14 protein-coding genes are annotated in these 16,572 nt (G+C 72.7%); 8 read left to right on the forward strand and 6 right to left on the reverse strand.

Translation table 11 applies throughout. From position 1 onward, the window contains the following. Nucleotides 1-760: 760 nt before the first annotated feature. From KM933_RS14215 to KM933_RS14225, 3 genes are all read right to left on the reverse strand, one after another. Nucleotides 761-1,393 (reverse strand): DedA family protein, encoded by a 633-nt coding sequence (locus KM933_RS14215; RefSeq protein ID WP_221351979.1) that lies wholly within the window; start codon nucleotides 1,391-1,393, stop codon nucleotides 761-763. Nucleotides 1,394-1,510: 117 nt separating this feature from the next. Next, nucleotides 1,511-2,617, reverse strand: coding sequence for an FAD-dependent oxidoreductase (locus KM933_RS14220; RefSeq protein ID WP_221351981.1), 1,107 nt, complete (start codon nucleotides 2,615-2,617; stop codon nucleotides 1,511-1,513). Between the two features lie 178 nt (nucleotides 2,618-2,795). Then, nucleotides 2,796-3,731: a LysR family transcriptional regulator gene (locus KM933_RS14225; protein ID WP_221351983.1), complete on the reverse strand. Its 936-nt coding sequence runs from the start codon at nucleotides 3,729-3,731 to the stop codon at nucleotides 2,796-2,798. A gap of 293 nt (nucleotides 3,732-4,024) precedes the next feature. On the opposite strand from KM933_RS14225, the gene KM933_RS14230 reads away from it, so the two are divergent. The 4 genes from KM933_RS14230 to KM933_RS14245 all read left to right on the forward strand — a co-directional run bounded on the left by KM933_RS14230 (nucleotide 4,025) and on the right by KM933_RS14245 (nucleotide 9,797). After that, nucleotides 4,025-6,346, forward strand: a complete 2,322-nt coding sequence (locus tag KM933_RS14230) for an MMPL family transporter (protein WP_221351985.1) — start codon at nucleotides 4,025-4,027, stop codon at nucleotides 6,344-6,346. Beyond that, entirely contained in the window at nucleotides 6,339-7,649 is a 1,311-nt protein-coding gene (locus KM933_RS14235; protein WP_430727312.1) for a sensor histidine kinase, read from the forward strand. Before KM933_RS14230 ends, KM933_RS14235 begins: the two co-directional genes overlap by 8 nt. After that, complete coding sequence (locus KM933_RS14240) at nucleotides 7,646-8,353, forward strand: response regulator transcription factor (protein ID WP_221351988.1); 708 nt, start codon at nucleotides 7,646-7,648, stop codon at nucleotides 8,351-8,353. The genes KM933_RS14235 and KM933_RS14240 overlap by 4 nt, the downstream gene beginning before the upstream one ends. A gap of 121 nt (nucleotides 8,354-8,474) precedes the next feature. Then, nucleotides 8,475-9,797, forward strand: coding sequence for an MFS transporter (locus KM933_RS14245; protein WP_308013384.1), 1,323 nt, complete (start codon nucleotides 8,475-8,477; stop codon nucleotides 9,795-9,797). Nucleotides 9,798-9,808: 11 nt separating this feature from the next. Here KM933_RS14245 and KM933_RS14250 read toward each other — a convergent pair whose 3' ends face one another. After that, entirely contained in the window at nucleotides 9,809-10,318 is a 510-nt protein-coding gene (locus KM933_RS14250) for a phosphatase PAP2 family protein (protein WP_260333524.1), read from the reverse strand. Nucleotides 10,319-10,508: 190 nt separating this feature from the next. Here KM933_RS14250 and KM933_RS14255 point away from each other — a divergent pair, with 190 nt between their 5' ends. Further along, the gene (locus tag KM933_RS14255; RefSeq protein WP_221351992.1) at nucleotides 10,509-10,970 is read left to right on the forward strand and encodes an NUDIX hydrolase; all 462 of its coding nucleotides are present in this window, start codon (nucleotides 10,509-10,511) and stop codon (nucleotides 10,968-10,970) included. Nucleotides 10,971-11,133: 163 nt separating this feature from the next. Then, nucleotides 11,134-12,165: a hypothetical protein gene (locus tag KM933_RS14260; RefSeq protein WP_260333525.1), complete on the forward strand. Its 1,032-nt coding sequence runs from the start codon at nucleotides 11,134-11,136 to the stop codon at nucleotides 12,163-12,165. Here the strand turns inward: KM933_RS14260 and KM933_RS14265 are convergent. Beyond that, on the reverse strand, nucleotides 12,162-13,349 hold the full coding sequence (locus KM933_RS14265; protein ID WP_221351994.1) for a GDSL-type esterase/lipase family protein: 1,188 nt from the start codon (nucleotides 13,347-13,349) through the stop codon (nucleotides 12,162-12,164). The genes KM933_RS14260 and KM933_RS14265 overlap by 4 nt on opposite strands. 285 nt (nucleotides 13,350-13,634) lie before the next feature. On the opposite strand from KM933_RS14265, the gene KM933_RS14270 reads away from it, so the two are divergent. Beyond that, a complete protein-coding gene (locus tag KM933_RS14270; protein ID WP_221351996.1) occupies nucleotides 13,635-15,062 on the forward strand; it encodes an MFS transporter in 1,428 nt (475 codons plus the stop codon). 8 nt (nucleotides 15,063-15,070) lie between these two features. After that, nucleotides 15,071-16,294 (forward strand): FAD-dependent monooxygenase, encoded by a 1,224-nt coding sequence (locus KM933_RS14275; RefSeq protein ID WP_221352107.1) that lies wholly within the window; start codon nucleotides 15,071-15,073, stop codon nucleotides 16,292-16,294. 103 nt (nucleotides 16,295-16,397) lie between these two features. On the opposite strand, the gene rpmF is transcribed toward KM933_RS14275, so the two are convergent. Continuing rightward, nucleotides 16,398-16,568 (reverse strand): 50S ribosomal protein L32, encoded by a 171-nt coding sequence (rpmF, locus tag KM933_RS14280; RefSeq protein ID WP_221351998.1) that lies wholly within the window; start codon nucleotides 16,566-16,568, stop codon nucleotides 16,398-16,400. Nucleotides 16,569-16,572 lie beyond the last annotated feature (4 nt).

Consider the following 16,572-nt stretch of genomic DNA (forward strand, 5'->3'; position numbering starts at 1 on the left):
GACGGTGCCCGTACGGCGCCACGTCGTGGTCCGGGAGTGACGCGGCCCGGGGCGCCCCTTCGACTCGGAGCCCGGCATCCCTCATGTGGCTGGAATATGCCAGAGGTATCAAAGCGGATGGAATAGTTGCCGCCGGGGACGCCGCCGGTCCCCGCGGCCGTGTGGAGGACCGCAGGACCGGAGAGCTCACGGCGCTCCCGCAGGCGGCTCCGCTTCTCCTCCCCGCCGGGCGGGGCCGCCTCGCGCCCGGGCGCCGGTGCGGTCACCGCGGGACGCGTGCGGGGCAGGGGCCGGACTCCCGGCAGCGACGCTGAGCACCGGCTTCGGAGAAGGTCCGCCGCAGTGCCGGACGACGATCGATTTTCAGGCGGCGTACGTCTCGCGGCGACCCCCGCTACCTCTCGGCCCCGTACGAACCGGCAGTGTGCCGGTGACGGGGCGTGCCGCGGGCACCGGCCTCCCGTCGCCGGTCCTGGATGTGTACGAGCCCGTTCGACTGTTCCCGCCGGTGGTGGGAGGAGTGGTGACCGCGGTGCCGGGCGCGTCGGTCCCGGCCGGCCGGGCGGCCGGGGTGCGTACGGCCACGGCGCTGGGTACCGGGCAAGTGTCCGGCGGAGCGCGAGCCGCCGGGGCGGGTGCGCCGGACCCGCGGGATCGGGCCGCCCGGACCGTCCGCGGACCCCCGAACCGCGGACTCTCCGTGCGTGCCCCGCGTTGCCCGCCGTGCGGTGACGGCTCCAGGGAGGCTCGGGGAACTGCCTCAACGTCTTTCGGCGAGGACGTCGTCCGGCGCGGCAGGGTTCCTGCGGCGCCGTACACGGCGCGAGAACTCCACCGCACCGGTCACCACGAAGGCGAACCCGACACCCACGGCGACGGCGAGAAGCGTGTTCTCCTGGAAGAAGACGCCGCCGGCGTAGCCCGACAGCGCGGTGTAGGCACTCCAGGTGGAGGTGGAGATGGCGACGTAGAGCATGAACTTGCGCAGTGGGTACCTCACCACTCCCGCCGTTCCTGTGGCGAGGTAGCGTCCGACCGGGACGAAGCGCGTGGAGACGAGTACGAAACCGCCGCGTGACGCGAGTTCGCGCTCGAACCAGGAATACGCTGCGCGGCGTCTGGTGCCGGCGGGAAGCCGCTCGACCACGCGCTCCCCCAGGAGACGTCCGACGGAGTAGGGGACCAGGTCGCCCAGGAAGGCGCCCACCGTCGTCGCGGCGATGACGAGCACGATGTTCGTCTGCCCGGCCGCGCCGGCCACGCCCGCGAGGATCACGACGGGTTCGCTCGGGATCAGCGGGAGGAAGGAGTCGAGCAAGGACACCGCGATGAGGACGGCGTACAGAGCGGGCGATGACGTCAACGACTCCGCGAGGTTGATCCAGTCCGGCATTTACTACCCGCATTCTGTCGTACGGACACGGAAATTCACGAGTGCTTTCTCTCCCTCGATCCCTGCGGGTGATCGCCCGCCATCGACATTCCGCCTTTCGGTCTCAGGTATCGGGTGTCAGGCGGTGGGAGCGGTGGTGAGCATCCAGTGGCTGAACGCGGCGTAGCGCCGTGCGAATTCGACCGCGTCGCCGGCGTTCTCGACGGCGGCGGAGTGCTCGCGCACCGTTGCGAAGCGGGCGCTGCGAACGAACTCGTAGGTACTGAGAGCCTTTTCCAGGTCGGTCCCGGCCGTCAGGACGCCGCGCAGGACGCCGACGTCCTCGATGCCGAGAGTGCCGCCCGCGGAGATGTGGGGGGACAGCCCGTGCGCGGCGTCGCCCACCAGGGCGACGCGCGCGCCGGCCCACCGGGACAGCTCCGGGACCAGCACGATCTGGTTCTCCAGGACGGACTCCTCCGGCGTCTCGGCGATCATGGCCAGGAGACCGTCGTTCCATCCCGCCTCGGCCAGATTCCGTGCGCGTTCCAGCGCCCGTTCGCGTCTGCTTCCGGTGAGCGGTCCGGCACCGAACTGGTTGACCATCCACATGATCCGGTCGTGGGCGATCCGCGCGTACCCGCCGCGGGTCCGGTGGTGGCCGACGGTGAGCACGGTGGCCGCGGGATCGTGGTGACCGGTCGGCACGACCCCGCGCCATGCGTAGTGGCCGGAGTGCGTCACGGCGTGGCTCCCCGGCACCAGTTGCCTGCGCACGCGGGAGTGGACGCCGTCCGCGCCGATCAGCAGATCCGTGCGCAGTGCCCCGCCGTCGGCGAGGTGCACGACGACGTCCGATCCGGTCTCGGTGTATCCGCTCACACGGGCGCCGAGGCGGATTCGGCCGTGACCGACGGTGTCGGCCAGGAGGTCGTTCAACTCGGGGCGCGGCACGAGCAGGAACCGGTGGTCGGCGTCGGTGTGTCCGGGAGCCCGGACCGGATCCCCGGCCGGACCGAAAAACCAGGTGTTCTGCTCGATGCCCATGTCGCGGACTGCTTGCCCGATGCCGAGGTGGTCGAACTCCCGCAGTGCGTTCTCCCACAGGCCGATGCCGGCGCCGGCGGCCCGGACCCGGTCCGCCTGTTCCAGCACGATGACGTCATGGCCGATGCGTTGGAGGGAGGCCGCGGCGGTGAGCCCCACCAGACCGCCACCGACTATCACAGTGGATTGCGTGGACAATTCATGTACTCCTTCGCCTTGGAGGCAGGGGGTGCCGAGGTCGCCGATTTACTGGTTCGCCGGTGAATACCGACGCGTTGGACGGTCCTTTTCGTCGGCGATATATGGCGCCGGAGGAACACCTCGACACTATGAGAAACCGTCACCTGCTTCAAATGCGATTCAGTCAACGAGTCATTTACCCGTATGCAGGTGACTCGTGGCTCACGCTGCCGCCCCCGAGGAACGCGGCGAGAACGTCCCGTACCCGGGCGCGGAGCCACGCGTGGGCCTTGTCGTTGTCGTAGCGCTGGTGCCAGGCCAGCGTCACCGGCACGGGGGCGAGGGCGAACGGCGGCGTGGCGGTGCGCAGTCCGTGGGCGTCGAGCATCGGCCGGCAGATCTGTTCGGACACCACGACGAGCAGCTCGCTCCGGCTGGCGATGTGCAGTGCCGCGGCACTGGTGGGGACGGACGCGACGACTCTGCGCCACAGGCCGAGGCCGTCCAGGACGGTGTCGACCGGATCCTCGGTCCGGCCGCGACGGGACACCAGGACGTGCTCCGCGGCAGCGAAGCGCTCGGCGGTCAACGGACCGTCCGCGCAGGGGTGGCCGGGACGGAACGCGACCACGAGCCGGTCCTCGCCGAGCGTCTCGTGGCTGATCTCCGGCAGCTCCGGGGCGGCCGAGCTGATCTCCAGGTCGACCCTGCCGTGCCGCAGATCGTTCGTGTCGGTGTCGGCCTCCGCCAGCAGCCGCACGGACAGGCCGGGTCCGGCCTGCCGGACCGCGGCGAGGAGGCGGGGAGCGACGGCGGTGGTGAGGGCGTCGTTCCCCCGGACGGTGAACGTCCTCCGCAGGGTGCCGAGATCCAGTGTGCGTTCCGGTGCGAGGATCGCGCGCGACTGCTCGACGAGGTGGTGCACGGCGTCGCGGATCTCCAGGGCGTAGGGCGTCGGTGTCATCGTCCGGCCCGTGCGGACCAGGATCTGGTCCCCGGTGAGCCGGCGGATCCGGCCGAGACTGCGGCTCGTGGCCGGAGCGGACAGGTGCAACCGCTCCGCCGCCCCCGTCACGCTGCCCTCCTCGAGAAGGGCGTCCAGCACCGCCATGAGATTCAGGTCCAGTTGCATGGGGCGCAGTCTAGGGACGCCAAGGATGCGCCCACGGTGATGAGTCGACGGCCGCCCGTGCCTCCGCCGCGCGAGGACTTCGCGCGGCGGCCGGGACGCGGGCCGGCCCGGCCGGGGCCCGGGCCGGCCCGGATCTGGTGCGTGGGCACCGGATCGGGGGAGCGGCTGGTCCGGAAGCACCAGGGGAGGACGAGGGCGCGGGACGATGTCCGGCGAGGCGCCTCGGGGAAGTGTGGGAGGCGCGCGGATCCCGCGCGTTCCCCCTGCCCGACGGTGTCTGGAGTGATCGACAAGTGGCGATGTTTCTTTACCGGATCGGACGGTGGGCCTTCCGGCGGCGCCGGCTCGTCAGCGCCGTGTGGCTGGGTGTCCTGGTGGTGGCCGGGGTCGCGGCCGCCGTGGCGCCGGCGGGGCAGGAGGAGGACCTGTCCATGCCCGGCACCGAGTCGCAGCGGGCGTTCGACCTGCTGGACGAGCGCTTCCCCCGGAGCAACTCCCAGGGCGCCGAGGCCCGTCTGGTGTTCCGGGCCCCGGACGGGCAGCGGGTGACGGCCGGGGAGAACAGGAAGGCCGTGGAGGACGCGCTCGACTCACTGGACGGGGGCGGGGACGGGGGCGGGGGTGATCAAGTCGCGTCGGTCGTCGACCCCTATGAAACCGGCGCTGTCAGCGAGGACCGCACCATCGCCTACTCCACGATCACCTACACCGCGGACGCCGTCGACCTGACCGAGCCGACGAAGAGCGCTCTGGAGGACGCCGCGAGCCGGGCCCGGGACGCCGGACTGACCGTGGAGACCGGTGGTTCGGCCCTGGAGGCGGAGGTCTCGCCGGGTGGTACGACGGAGATCGTCGGCGTGGCGGTGGCGGCGGTGGTGCTGGTCCTCACCCTCGGCTCGCTGGCCGCGGCCGGACTGTCGCTGCTGACCGCCTTCCTGGGGGTGGCCGTCGCCTTGGGTCTGATCTCCGCACTGGCCTTACCACTGGGCCTGACGTCCACCGTCGCCGTCCTGGCGCTGATGCTGGGACTGGCGGTCGGCATCGACTACGCGCTCTTCATCACCTCCCGCTTCCGCGACGAGCGCGCCCGGGGCCACGAGCCGGAGGAGGCCGCGGGCCGGGCGGTGGGCACGGCCGGGTCCGCCGTCGTCTTCGCCGGCGCGACCGTCTTCATCGCCCTGGCCGGGCTGGGGGTCGTCGGGATCCCCGAACTCACCAGGATGGGCATGGGCGGCGCGGGCGCCGTGGCCCTCGCCGTACTCGTCGCACTGACCCTGGTTCCCGCCTTGTTCGGCTTCTTCGGCCCCCGGGTGCTGTCCCGTGCCGTCCGCAGGACCGTGCGGCGGGGAGGCGGGCGCCCGCACCCGGCGGCGCACGCCACGGCAGGCCGGCCCGGGACGCACCCCGCGACGGACCGGCCCGCGACGGACCGGCCCGGGATGAGCACCCGCTGGGCACGGTTCGTACTGCGCCGGCCCGTGGCCGTGCTGATGGTCGCCGGACTCGGCCTGGGCGCCGTCGCCCTGCCGGCGCTCAGCCTCGAACTGGGGCTGCCCGGGGACGAGTCCAAGCCGGTGGAGACCACCCAGCGCCGCGCCTACGACCTGCTGGCGGAAGGCTTCGGACCCGGCTTCAACGGCCCGTTGACGGTGGTCGTGGACACCTCGCGGTCCGGGGACACCCGGGTCACCACGGACCTGGTCGTCAAGACCGTACGGGCCGTGGACGGGGTCGCCTCGGTCGGCGAACCGGTTCTCGGCCGGAGCGGGGACACGGCCGTCCTCACCGCCGTCCCGCGGACCGCGCCGAACAGCGCCGGGACCAAGGACCTGGTGCACGCGATCCGGGGCGCGGTCTCCGGCGTCGAGGCCGGCACGGGTGCCGGTGTCCTGGTGACCGGCACCACCGCGCTGAACATCGACATCTCCGAAGCCGTGTCCGACGCGCTCGTCCCCTATCTGACCCTGGTCATCGGCCTGGCGGTGCTCCTGCTGACGGTGGTCTTCCGCTCGGTCCTGGTCCCGGTCAAGGCCGCGCTCGGTTTCCTGCTCTCGGTGGGTGCCGCCTTCGGCGTCCTCGTCGCCGTCTTCCAGTGGGGCTGGGCGGCGGACCTGATCGGCATCGAGCAGACCGGACCGGTCATGTCGCTGATGCCGATCCTCGTCATCGGAATAGTCTTCGGCCTGGCCATGGACTACGAGGTCTTCCTCCTCACCCGGATGCGGGAGGCGTACGTCCACGGCGCGTCCCCCGACGAGGCCGTCGTCAACGGGTTCCGGCACAGCGGACGCGTGGTGGCCGCGGCGGCGGTCATCATGGTCAGTGTGTTCGCCGGATTCATCGGGATGAGCAGTCCGACCATCCAGACGATGGGTGTCGGCCTGGCCTCCGCCGTCGCCTTCGACGCCTTCGCGGTCCGGATGACGATCGCACCCGCGGTCCTGGCACTGCTCGGCCACCGGGCGTGGTGGCTGCCCCGTATCCTGGGGCGCGTGCTGCCGGACGTGGACATCGAGGGGGAGGCACTGGACAGGCGTGTCCCGGCCTCCGCGACCGGGCGGGACGCCGCGGTACGGCGGCTCCCCGCCGTTCGGGACCGAGCCGGCCATGACTGAGCCGCGCATGACGGAACAGCGCGTGACGGAACCGGAGACGACGGAACCGGGCGGCGCCGGCCCGCGACCACGCGGTACGTGGTGGCGGGAGGCGGCGATCACGGTGACGGCGTTCGCGCTCTGTCTGTTCGGCGGCACGCTGCAGGCCGACGGCAGCACGCTGTCGGCGCCCCCGGCCGCCGCCTACCTCGTCGCGGTGGTGTCCTGTGCCGTGCTGCCGGCGCGGCACCGGGCGCCCCTGGTCACGGCGGCGGTCACGACCGCGAGCGGCGTGCTGGCGCCGCCCCTGGGGCTCCTGCTGAGCCCGCTCGTCGTGGCACCCGCCGTGATCACCGCCTACTCCTACTCGCTCGGCATGCGCGACGAACGGCGCGCGGCCGGCGCGGTGCTGCTCACCTCCGTGGCGCTGCTGGTCGCCTCCACCCCCTTGTTCGGGGACCTCTCGTGGAAGGACGCGAGCAGGGTGGGGACGGTGGCGGCGCTCCCGCTGGTGGCCGGCGTACTCGGGCATTCGGTGCGCAACCGGCGGGCCTACCTGGCGGCCGTGGAGGAGCGGGCCCGGCGGGCCGAGGAGACGCGGGACAGCGAGGCGCGCCGGAGAGTGGCCGAGGAGCGGGTGCGCATCGCCCGGGAACTGCACGACCTGGTGGCCCATCAGATCACCCTGGCCAACGCACAGGCCACGGTCGCCGCCCACCTGTTCGACAGCCGCCCGGAGCAGACCCGCAGGAGCCTGCAGGAGCTCGTCGGGACCACCGGGGACGCGCTCGACGAACTGCGGGCCACGGTCGGTCTGCTGCGCCAGTCCGGGGACGCGGCCGCGCCCGCCGAACCGGCGCCCGGACTGTCCCGGCTCCCCGAACTCCTCGCGTCCTTCCGCCGCGCGGGCCTGGAGGTGTCGGTGCACCAGGAGGGCACGGCCAGGCCACTGCCGCCGGGAGTGGACCTCACCGCCTACCGCATCGTCCAGGAGGCCCTGACCAACGTGACCAAGCACGCCGGTACCGGAAGCGCCCGGGTGGGCCTCGCCTTCACCCGGGACCGGGTGACCCTCACCGTGACCGACGACGGAGGACCCGCCCGCACGGCACCGACCACGTCCGCGGCACCGACCGCGTCCACGGGGACGGACCGTCCGCCCGGTTACGGTGTGATCGGGATGCGTGAACGTGCCACCGCGGTCGGGGGACACCTGTCCGCGGGCCGGCGGCCGGAGGGCGGCTTCCTCGTCCGCGCCCGACTGCCCCTTCCGCCCGTCAGGAACACGCCGCACGGGACCGGTGGGACGGGAGGCGCGCGATGACGCTCCGGGTGCTGCTCGCCGACGACCAGGCCCTGCTGCGGGGTGCCTTCCGGATACTCCTCGACAGTGCCGACGACATCACCGTGGTCGGCGAGGCCGCCGACGGCAGGCAGGCGGTGGCACTCACCCGGCAGCTGCGCCCGGACGTGGTGATCATGGACATCCGCATGCCCGGGGTGGACGGTCTCACCGCCACGGCGGAGATCTGCGCGGACCCGGAACTGCGGGCCAGCCGCATCCTGATCCTCACCACCTACGAGACCGAGGAGTACGTCGCCCAGGCACTGCGCGCGGGAGCCGGCGGATTCATCGGCAAGGGCATCGGGGCCCAGGACCTGCTGGACGCCGTGCGTACGATCGCCGACGGCGACACCCTGCTGTCCCCGGCCGCGACCCGCTCCCTGATCGCCCGTTTCCTGGCCACGCCGGAACCGGTCCCGCCCCGCCACCCCGAACAACTCGCCGCGCTCACCCCGCGCGAACGAGAGATGGTGGCCGCGGTCGCGACCGGCCTGTCCAACCAGGAGATCGCCGAGCGGATGTTCCTCAGCCCCTTCACCGTCCGCGCCCACGTACAGCGCGCCATGACGAAACTGGAAGCCCGCGACCGGGCGCAACTCGTCGTCATCGCCTACCGCACAGGGCTGGCCCCCGCCACCCGGGACGACACCGGTCACGCCGACCGCGCCGATCGCTCGCCGTAGTGCCGTTGTTGCAACCAACTTGCAACAGCGGAACATCTGCTGTGTGATGCTGGTCGGCCGGTCCGCCGCGTCCGGACGGGCGGACACCAGCCGATCCACGACCTGTAGGAGCGTCACCACGGTGCCGATACCACCCGTGCCGGCCGCGGCCTCCGAAACCGCGCCCGGAAAGCACCGGCCCATCCTGCTCGACGTGGCCTTCCTGCGGCTCTGGTCGGGGGCCACGGCGTCCGGGCTGGCCACCTGGGCCCTGCCGTTCGTGCTCGGACTCGGGGTGCTCGACCGCACTCTCACCGCTGCCGACCTCGGGCTGCTGCTCGCGGTCCGCACGGTGGGGTTCCTCGCCGCGGTGCCGGTGGCGGGAGTGCTGGCGGACCGGTACTCCCGTCGGGGCGTGGTCCTGTGGGCGGGGCTGGCCTCCGGGATCGCGGCTCCGCTGATCGCCGTCGGACTCGGCCGCTCCGTTCCGCTGATGGCGGTCGCCGCCGCCGTGGCCGGGGCGGGCCAGGGTGCCTGCCGCCCCGCTTTCCAGGCCCTGACTGCCGAGATCGTCGACGCGGACCGCAGGCAGCAGGCCAACGCCGCCATGACGCTGGCGGTCCGGGTCACCACGCTCGTGGGGCCGTCACTGGCCGCCCTGCTCGCCGTGTTCTTCGACGTCCGGGCGCTCCTGGCGGGCATCGGGCTGCTCTGGCTCGTCGCCGCGTTCGTTCCCGGACGCGGCGCGGACAAGGGCACCGCGCCCGGCACCGGCGCGGGCAGCGAACGGGCTTCCGCTGCCGGACGCCCGCGGAAGGTCTCCTTCCTCGCGGACTTCGCCGACGGTGTCCGGGAGGCCCGACGGCACCCCTGGTTCCTGGCGGGCCTGGGGGCGCTGACGGCTGTCATCGCCACCGGCTACTCCGCGACCGGCGTCGCCCTGCCCCTGGTCAGTCGCGACGAGTACGGCACCGAGGCGGTGCTCGCGGGCGCCATGACCGCCTACACCGCCGGGGCGCTGGCCGGCGCCCTCCTCATCGCCCGCCGGCGGCCCCGCGCGCAGGGCTGGACCGCCCTGGCCGGTCTGGCCGTGTACGGATTCGCCCCGCTCAGCCTCGTGTTCGCCGTGCACCCGGCCGTGGTCATGACCGCTTACGCCGTCGCCGGGATCGGCATCGAACTGTTCAACGTGCCGTGGTTCACCGCCACCCAGCGCGAGGTGGCGGCCGACAAACTGGCCCGGGTCTCCTCCCTGGACTTCCTGCTCTCCTACGGCCTCGCGCCCCTCGGGCTGGTCCTCATCGCCCCGGCGATCGACGCTTTCGGCTCCCGGCCCGTTCTGCTGGTCTGCGCGGTGACCTGCTTCGCCGCCCCCGCGGTCGCCGCCCTCGTGCCCGGCACCCGCCACTTCTCCCGCCGGCGGACCACCACCGGTCCGCCGCGCCGCGGCCACCCGACGCCGTGAGGGCCGGCGGGTCACAGCAGGTGGCGCACCACCAGGTGCGGTGTGCGACGGACGAACCAGGCGCTGGCGAGGCCGATGGCGGCGCCGGCGGCGACGTCGCTGGGGTAGTGGGCACCGGACTGCACGCGCTCGACAGCCACCATCGCGGCAGGCACCGCGCACAGCGCGCCGGCCACCGGCCACGTGGGGACGACCGCGGCGGTGAAGGCGAGGGCGGCGGCGGTGTGCCCGGAGGGGAAGGACGAGGAGTCCGGCCGGTCTTCGACCTCGTCGTGCGGTATCCACTCCTTGGGCGGCCGGCGCCGCTCCACGAGCTGCTTGCCCACGCCGTTGGAGAGCAACTGGGCCGCCGCCACGGACGCCAGGCCCGCCACGGCCGCCGTACGGCCCCGGCGGCCGCCCGTGCAGGCCATCACCGCGGCCGCCGCGCACCAGAGCTTGGAGCCCTGCGCCATCTCCTCGACGATCGACAGCGCCTGGTGAAGGCCCGGCGGGGCACCGGCGGCAATCCTCTTGGTCATGTTCCGGTCCGCTCGGTACACCTCTGACAGCAGCTCCATGACCTGCAAGTATCCTCAGGAGTACCGATGTATGCCCACGTCCCGCCCGTTGCTCCGGTTGCCGTCCGTCCAGGTGGGCAGCCCCGCGGTGGCGTCCTCCTCCCTTTCCCGCGGGTGACACCTCCCGCTCCTCCTACCCTTCCGAGGCCCCGTGCGACAGCTCCTCGCCCGTCTCTGGCGGCTCCTGCGTCCTGTCCAGAGCCGTGTCATGTGGCTCCTGAACGCCAAGTTCGTGGTCGGTGTGACCGGTGTCGTCCGTGACGACCAGGGACGGGTCCTGCTGCTCCGGCACCGGATGTGGCCTCCCGGACGTCAGTGGGGACTGCCGAGCGGCTTCGCGCACAAGGGCGAGGACTTCCGGACGACCGTGGTGCGCGAGGTCAAGGAGGAGACGGGTCTCGATGTGGAGACGGGCCGCCTGGTGATGCTGAACAGCGGGTTCCGCACCCGTGTGGAGGTGGTCTACGAGGCCGTCCTGGTGGGCGGTGAACTGCGCCTCGACCCCTCCGAGATCCTGGAGGCCCGCTGGTGCCGGCCGGACGACCTCCCCGAGGGCGTCCAGCCGGTGTCCCGCTCGCTGATGACGGACCGGCCGTCGCACAGCGCCTCGTGAGGGCCGCGCGCACGGTGGCCGTCCCGAGGCGTCGCTTACGCAGTACGAGTGAATGAGACGGTTGTCTGTTTCAGGACAGGTGACGAGTCTTCTACGGTCTCTGAATGGATCCGGGGTCGCGGGAAAGACCCTGCGGGCGGGGACCGGCGGAAAGGCACACCTGATGTCGGGGTTGGGGAAGTCGCCGGACCTGCTCGGGGCCCGGACGGGCCGCTGCGATCGCACCGGGGCGTGGACCTGGGGCGCGGTGGCCGTGGCCTGTCTGCTGGGAACAGCACTGACTTTCAGCGGGCCGTGGACGGCCGGGAGCGCGGCGACGTGGATGGCGGCCTTCGGTCCGGCCGCCGGCTGCGGGGCGTTGACGGCCTCCCTGCTGCTTCGCGCGCGGAAGGCCGGCGGGCAGGTGCGGACGCGCCTGCTGCTGATGGGCGGTTCGGCGCTGGCCGGGAGCGTGTACCGGGCGGCGGTCACGGTGCTGTCGGTGCATCCTTCGGGGCCGGGGCGGGAGGCACGGCCGCTGCCGGGCTCGGTGGTGGCCGCCGCGGTGACCCTGGCGGTCGGCCTGGGAACGGCCGGTCTGCTGGTCGCGGCCGATGCCGGCAAGGGGCGGCGCGTGCTGCTGCGGCGCGTGCTCGACGGGGTCGTCACGGCCGGGGCCGTGTTCATGACGGGATGGGTGCTGCTGCGGGGGGCCGGTGACGGCTGGCGGCTGGGGACGGGGATGGTCGGTCTCCTGTGGGCCGCGGAGGTCGTGTTCCTCAGCTTCCTGCTCGCCCTGCGCCGTCTTGTGCGGAGCGACCGGAGGACCGCCTTGTGGGTGGGGATCGTCGGGCTGTCCCTCATGCTGGCCGGCGACACCCTCCGGCTGTGGACGGTCGGTCCGTGTGATCCCGGGGCGCTGTTCTGCCGGTCGGCCGACACCTGCACCACCGTGGGTCTGCTCGTGCTCGCCGTCGGCCCCTGGGTACCCGGCGGGGCGAGCGTCCTGGACCCCGCTCGGCCGACCTTGCGATGGGGGATGGAGGGTGCGGCGGCGTTCATCCCCCTGACGGTCTGCACGGTCACGGCGCTGGGGTACGTGGTGGCGCCCCCTGCCCGTGACCCGGTGCCGTTGCTGGTCGGCGCGACGGCGCTGCTGAGTCTCTGGGCGCGGCAGCGGTTCCTGCCGCGCGAGAACGCCGGGAACGACGACTAGAGTCCCGCCGGGTCCGACGCCGTGAAGGGACCGCCGTCGCCGAAGGCGAGACGGGCGAAGTTCTCGCCGATGCGGCGGTGCCCCGCGGGGGAGGGGTGGATCCCGTCGGGGTGCGGTATTTCGGCGTGGTCCTCCTCGCCGTAGAGGTCACGGCCGTCGAGGTGGTACAGGTCCATGTCGTCGGCCGCCCGCTGTTCGACGATCCGGGCGAGTTCGTCGCGGACGATGTTGAGCGTCAGCCGCCCGGCGGCGCGTTCGGCGGGGTCGCCCGTGGCCCTGAACCGCAGGGTCCCGTCGCTGAAGTCGGGCGCGAGGGGACCGGGGGTGTCCTCCTGGACCGGGCACAGCACGGGGGACACGACCAGCAGCGGCGTGGTCGGATGCCCCTCGCGGACGGTGTCGAGGAAGCCGTGGACGGCCGGGGTGAAGGCGCGCAGGCGCATGGCATCGGTGTTGACGACATTGATGCCGATCTTGAGGCTGATCAGGTCCGCGGAGGTGTCCCGGATCGCACGGGCGGTGAACGGGTCGAGCAGCGCGCCGCCGCCGAAACCCAGGTTGACCAGTTCCACGCCGCCCCGTGCCGCGGCCAGGGCGGGCCAGGTGGCGGTGGGGTGGGAGGCGTTCGAGCCGTGGCTGATGGAACTGCCGTGGTGCAGCCACACCCTGCGCCCGTAGGCCGGCGCCGGCTCGACGGGAGCGTCGGTGCGCAGGGCGATCAGCTCGGTGGTCTCCGTGTGCGGGAGCCAGATCTCCACCTGTTTGTCGTGCGCGGGCAGACCGGCGAACCGGGCGGTGCCGGGAGGGCCCTCACTCAGCTCGGAGGACTGGGTGACCAGGTCGACGACCGTGCGGACGTTCCCGCCGGCCACGGTGGCCTGGGCGGTCAGGCGGCCGTCCACCAGCAGGTCGTACACACCGTCCGCGGGGGCCGGGAAGCCCCGGTGGACCCGCTTGGTGGGCAGGGTGTCCAGTTCGACGGTGGTCGCCCGGCTGCGGAAGACCAACCGCACACCGGAGGGCTGGGCCTCGGCCACGGCCAGTCGACCGTCGGGTATCTGCCGGCGCGCCCGGGCGGGCAGCCGGTGCGGCAGCAGTCCGTGCGCGGTCGGCTCCGCGTCGAGAAGACCGCGCAGGATGTCCGTGGTGACAGGTGTGGTGATCCACCCGTGCTCAGTACTCATCGTCCCAGCCTCCTGAATCCTTTTCCTTACAGACTTTAATCCATTGTCTATTGCCTAATAGATTTAGGCAAATGGCGAGATGCCTGTCATGGCCGATGCGTGAGCGCCTCCGCCGGTCCGGTGCGCGGGCACCAGGGCAGGTGGGCGGCTGGTCCGGGTGCACCAGGGGAGGACGGTGACCGGGGACGATGCCCGGCGGGGCGCCGGAGGGAAGGGTGGGCGGCGCGTGGACCTCACGCGTTCTCCCTGCCCGGGCGTGTCCGGGCGACGACGGAAAGGGCGTCCATGTCCGAAGCTGTGGTGTCCCCGGGTGTGGTGTCCCCGGCTGTGATGTCCCCGGTCCCCATCGGGAGGGCGGCGATCGGTGCCCTCGGAGTCCTGGCACTCGCCCTCGGTGCCCTGCAGTCGGTGGTGGAGCCCGCGCTGCCGTTGCTGCAGCGTGAGTTGGGTGTCGGCCCTGCCGAAGGGGCCCTGATCGGCAACACGTTGCTCGTCACCGGTGCGGTCATCACCCCCGTCGTGGGCAAGCTCGGTGACCGTTACGGCGGGAAACGGGTGCTGGTCCGGCTGATGGCCGTGGTCTCGGCGGGTGGCCTGCTGGCCTGCCTGGCGCCGAACCTGCCGGTGCTGCTGCTCGGCCAGGTGCTGCAGGGTGCCATGGTGGGCGCGCTGCCCCTCTCCTTCATCCTGGTGCGCAAACACCTCCCCGCAGGAGCGTCGCAGGTGGCGATCGGGCTGGTCGTCGCGTTGTTCACGGGCGGCGGCATGGTGGGCATGCTGTTCGCCGGGCCGCTCGCGGAAGGGCTGTCCTGGCACTGGATGTTCGCGCTGCCGACGATCGCGATCATCGCGACGACATCGGCCGTGGCCCGCCTGATGCCCCATGACCCGCCGGTCCGGCCGGACAGCGGGATCGACTGGCCCGGAGTGGTCCTGCTGAGCGGCACGTTGCTCGCGTTCATGCTCGCGGTGGTGACGGTGACGGGGGACGGCGGCCTGCCGCCCTTCGCGGTCGGTGCCCTCGTGGTGGCCGTGGCCGTCCTCGCGACCGGATGGGTCGCCGTCGAGCGCCGGGCGGCCTCGCCGATGGTCGACCTGCGCATGCTGGCCATACCGGCGATGTGGCGTGCGTGCGTGCTCACCCTCGTCGTCACCACCGCTTTCGGGATGGTGGTCTTCCTGCTCCCGCAGCTGTTCGGGGCGCCGGCCGACGGGTACGGCTTCGGGGCCGGCACCACCGACATCGGACTGCTCCTGCTGCCCGGCGCCGTCGCCGGGGCGGTGAGCGACTCGGTCGGCGGGGTCGCGGCACGGCGTTTCGGCCCGCGTGCCGTGATCGTCGCGGGGGCCGCCGTCACGGCGGTCACGATGATCGCCCTGGCGTCGCTGCACACCGAGGCGTGGCAGCTCGTCCTCGCGAAGGTGCTGACCGCGTTCGCCGCGGGCGTCGGCACCACCGCGCTGCTGGCCGGTACCGCCACCGCCGTCGAGGCCGGGGACACCGGCATCGCCACCGGTCTGCTCGTGGTGACACGCGTGATCGGTGTCGCCCTGGGCGCCCAGTCCGGCGGCGCGATCCTCGCCGCCGGGACCGACCCGATGACGGGCCGGCCGGCCGAATCGGCCTTCACCACGGGGTTCGTCGTCGCCGGCCTCGTCGCCGCGATGTCACTGCTCGTCGTCCGCATCACGGGGAAGGAGGCCCGGGCATGACACATGGCATGACACATGACGGTACGTCGACGGACGTGAGCACCGCCGGGAAGCGCAGGATCCTGATCTCCGGGGCCAGTGTCTCCGGGCCCGCGCTGGCGTACTGGCTGCACCGGTCCGGCTGCGCGGTCACGGTGGTGGAGAAGGCGGGCGCACCGCGCGACGGTGGTTACCCGGTCGACATCCGCGGCGCCGCGGTGGAGGTGGTCCGGCGGATGGGGATACTGCCGCAACTGCGGGACGCGCACATCGACTCACTGCGCTGCACCTTCCTCGACGCCGAGGGCGGCGAAGTGGCCTCGGTCCCCCCGAGCGCCGTCGCCGGCGGCGTCGGGGGACAGGACCTGGAGGTGCGTCGCGGGGACCTGACCGCGATCCTCCACGCGAGGGTGCGCGACGACGTGGAGTTCCTGTTCGGCGACTCCATCGAGACCCTCGACCGGTGCGGACAAGAGGTCGACGTGACGTTCCGCAGCGGGCGGCGGCGTACGTTCGACCTGGTGATCGGTGCCGACGGCATGCACTCGCACACCCGGCGGCTCCTGTTCGGTCCCGAGGAGCGGTTCCACCGCTACCTGGGCCACTGCTTCGCCCTGTTCACCATGGAGAACACCCTCGGACTCGCCCGCGAGGCCGTGCTGTGGAACACCCCGGGCCGAGCGGCTGCCCTCTACGCCGTCGGTGACCACCACGAGCTGCACGCCCTCCTGGCCTTCCACCGGCCGGAACCACCCTCGGAGGCCCTCCGGGACCCCGGCGCACAACGGGACCTGGTCGCCGGGGTCTTCGCGGGTGCGGGATGGCAGGTCCCCGGCATGGTCGACGCCCTGCGCGACGCGGACGACCTGTTCTTCGACACGGTCGGCCAGATCCGTATGCCCCACTGGTCCAGCGGCCGTGTCGCGCTCGTCGGCGACGCCGCGTACGCACCCTCGTTCCTCACCGGGCAGGGTTCGAGCCTCGCGCTGGCCGGCGCCTATGTGCTCGCCTGCGCCCTGGCCGCGGACCGGGACCACACCGCGGCCTTCGCCGCCTACGAACGCGGCATGCGCGGGTTCGTGGCCGTGAACCAGGCCCTGGTCGACAACGGTGCGGCCACCCTCTTCCCCGCCACGGCGCAGGCCCTGGAGCGGCGCAACACCATGCTGCGCGACCTCACCACCCTGCCCTCCGCCCCGGTCCGCCCGGCCTACTCGGCCCTCGCCCTGCCCGGGTTCGCCCCGGTGCCATGACCTGGTACGGCACCGGGGCGGCGGGCTGCACGCGGCCCGCCGGACAGGACGGAGTGCGGGCAGGCGCCGCCGGACGGCTCGGATGACGCCGAATGCGCCGGTGTCAGTCGTCCGGCCGCAGCAGGCCGCGCCGCCAGGCCGGGACGAGGTGCTTCGGCACCCGGTGGGTGACGCCGTCGACCGTGACGGACACCAGATCGGGCGCAGTCGCCTTCCAGCGGGCGCGACGGTGGCGGGTGTTGCTGCGCGACATCCTGCGCTTGGGAACGGCCATGAGG

Source organism: Streptomyces beigongshangae, assembly GCF_019710745.1.
Lineage (GTDB): Bacteria > Actinomycetota > Actinomycetes > Streptomycetales > Streptomycetaceae > Streptomyces > Streptomyces beigongshangae.